At 38.0% G+C, this 2,827-nt stretch carries 2 protein-coding genes; both read right to left on the reverse strand.

Translation table 11 applies throughout. The annotated features are described in order from the left end of the window. Positions 1 to 70 precede the first annotated feature (70 nt). The gene (locus tag NSB03_RS20275; protein ID WP_228099403.1) at positions 71 to 1,183 is read right to left on the reverse strand and encodes a hypothetical protein; all 1,113 of its coding nucleotides are present in this window, start codon (positions 1,181 to 1,183) and stop codon (positions 71 to 73) included. Between the two features lie 25 nt (positions 1,184 to 1,208). Then, positions 1,209 to 2,624: a family 43 glycosylhydrolase gene (locus tag NSB03_RS20280; RefSeq protein WP_128824542.1), complete on the reverse strand. Its 1,416-nt coding sequence runs from the start codon at positions 2,622 to 2,624 to the stop codon at positions 1,209 to 1,211. Between the last annotated feature and the right edge of the window lie 203 nt (positions 2,625 to 2,827).

Below are 2,827 nucleotides of genomic sequence, written 5' to 3' on the forward strand. Positions count from 1 at the left end.
AGGGCATTGGCGGCTGTCGGGGATACCTTGGGTATTAAACTTAAACATAATGCTGCTTAATTTTGATTAGTTACTTATCATAAACCATGAAAGCATCTTTACGTGTATTGGACTCTTTCATCTGCTGATGGTCACAAATGAAGTCAACCCGTTTTTTTATCAAGCTGTCCACATTATCAATAACCAAACAAGTTACGTGCGTTTGTTTCCCCTTCCCATAAAAAATATCAAAACGATTCTCTCCTAATTGATCCATCTTAACTTCTGCTATCCACAAGTTACCTCGCTTTTTCATCGGAATATGAATATCCTGATTTTTTAATACGCATTTCTGAATGGAAGTTTCAGCAGCCAGCTCTATACATGCCTTCTCCCCCTTTTCAAACACATATTTATTACAAGAAACAAATACACTTCCCTTTTCCAACAGTTTCTGACGAAAATCGTCTATGCCTTTATGAGCAAATAAACACCAGGACATCGAATATTCTTTCCCGGGCATCAATTGCAAATCCGGCAAATTCAGAGCTATAATCCCTCTTGTATGAGAATTGCCTTTATCTCTGCCACGCTCCCATATCTCATAACCTTTAACTGCTCCTTTAGTCAACACTAACCCCAAGTGTGGCGCATGGCCTCCCATTCGAAGAGCATTTACATAAGCGGCATTTTCTCCTTCCCAAATATGGGTATTGGTACGTGCATTTATGCATGTACGCGAACCCGGATAATTGTCATTAAATGGCGTATAGACGCCTATATCAACAAGTGCCACCTTATCCTTTCCCTGATTCTGAAACGTATACTCTTCTATAAGCTCATCCTCTACCATTTTTCTTTTCACACATATACGTATGTCACCCGCCATATAAACAAGCTCGTTTCCTTCTTGCTTCATTTCTGCAGGGATTTCCCAAGATACTTTTTCTTTCCGATTTCCCTTTACTTGAGTCGCATATCCTAATCCCCATCCATAATTCTCCTTGACCCACCGATATTGACTTCCGTCAGTAACTACCAACCAGTTCATCTTCTGTGGGTCGTTCGCAATACTTAATGTTTGCAAGGCTCCTGTTTGAGGATTCACCTGATAGTTAATTTTCTGTGCCGAAACAAATGTACACATCGTTCCGAAAAACAGGAAGCCACAAAACTTAGGTAACATCTTCTTTACTTTTTCCATTTTGTTTTTTACTATGATTAATATATTATTCAAAAACAACTATTTTATCCAATGTAACCAGACAATCGTCACTACCATATCGAGCTTTTGTCTTGTCCGTCCACACTGGTGAAATTCCTGTAACCTCAACTCTCAAAATATATTTTCCTTTAGTAAAACTTGGAGTTACTATTCGGATAGCTGATTCCGGATATTTACTATAAAAATCAATTAATGACGAATAAAGAGTTTTACCTTTTCTATTAAGTACACTCACCCTTGCATATCCACCATGAGAATTGGCTTCTCCTATTATAGCTGCCTGCGTACCTCTAAAAGGAATGTTCAATACACTATTTTTCAAGTTTGAGCACAACTGTTCCCCTCTCCTTTCCCATCCTGCTTCAGATCGTATTTTCTGGAGGGATAATATTTGACCATTATCTAGTGCGTCCACCGGTGATAATGTTTTTATATCCAATGCCTGCCAATATTCCGGTATGGAAAGTGTTCCCTTATCCGCTTGCATAGGCATCCATACATAAGTGGCAGCTGAAGCCTGATGAGGAAAGGACCAGCGATCTCCCATAAACATTGGAATTGTATCTTTTCCTTGCGTCAAAGGAAAGACAAAAGTAGTCTGTGAATTATACGTCAATTTACCTTCAGGGACAAACAAACCACCCTTCTTCCACGGTCCACTCACTGTCGGAGCTGTGAAATAGTAATTATCATTCTTTTCCCAACTCGTCTTATTTGAAAACAAGAAATAATAAATACCCTTCTTTTTAAACATGGCAGGCGACTCGCCACCAGGAGCCATATTCTTCACGAGTCTTTTTTCTGCAGAATGATAATCCTCGCTAAGACGATAGATATCTCCTTCATGAATCAACAAATAGCCCGTCCCATCGGTATCCTGAAAAGTTCCCATATCCCACATTCGAATAGGTTCATTCCCTATTTTAAAAGGTCCTTGGAATATGTAATCACCATTAATAGTTTTACTAGTGGCATACCCGATACAAGGATCACAGTATTTTATATCATCGGTATGCATGTACATCACATATTCTCCAGTAGAAGGGCACTTCATGACCTTCACACGTTCACCAATCCTATTAGGACCTAACAATCCCTCTTTTTGTATTGGAAGCACGATACGTTCAAATTTCCAATTTGATAAATCGTCGGACGAATAGCAACTAAAACCAACAAAAGAATTCGTTTCATCCGAACGGTATTCTCCGAATAAATAATACCGTCCGGCATCTTCCACAATACATGCTCCATGAGCATTTACAATTTTGCCCTGATCATCAAACCAAGGAATACCATTACATATTATTTTCTCCAGATTTTGTGCACCACTACTCTGACTAACCAAACTAAAAGACATCCAAAGTAATATCATAGATATAAAATAGGAATGCCTTCTCTCCATCAAAAAACTTAAATCCATTGTCTTCCTTTTAATTTATTTAGATAAAAATTTGCCTGCTTATCACCTAGAAATAAGAATACTGTAAAAATACTCCTTTTATCTATTCCAAAGGTTCAATAATCTGTCAAAAAGGAATAGAAATAAATTAAGTACATGACAAAAATTTGAAAACATCGAATTTTGGGGTATAAGTCGGACGCAGAAGTATTGTTGAAATCTCC

Source organism: Bacteroides acidifaciens (assembly GCF_024623065.1).
Lineage (GTDB): Bacteria > Bacteroidota > Bacteroidia > Bacteroidales > Bacteroidaceae > Bacteroides > Bacteroides acidifaciens.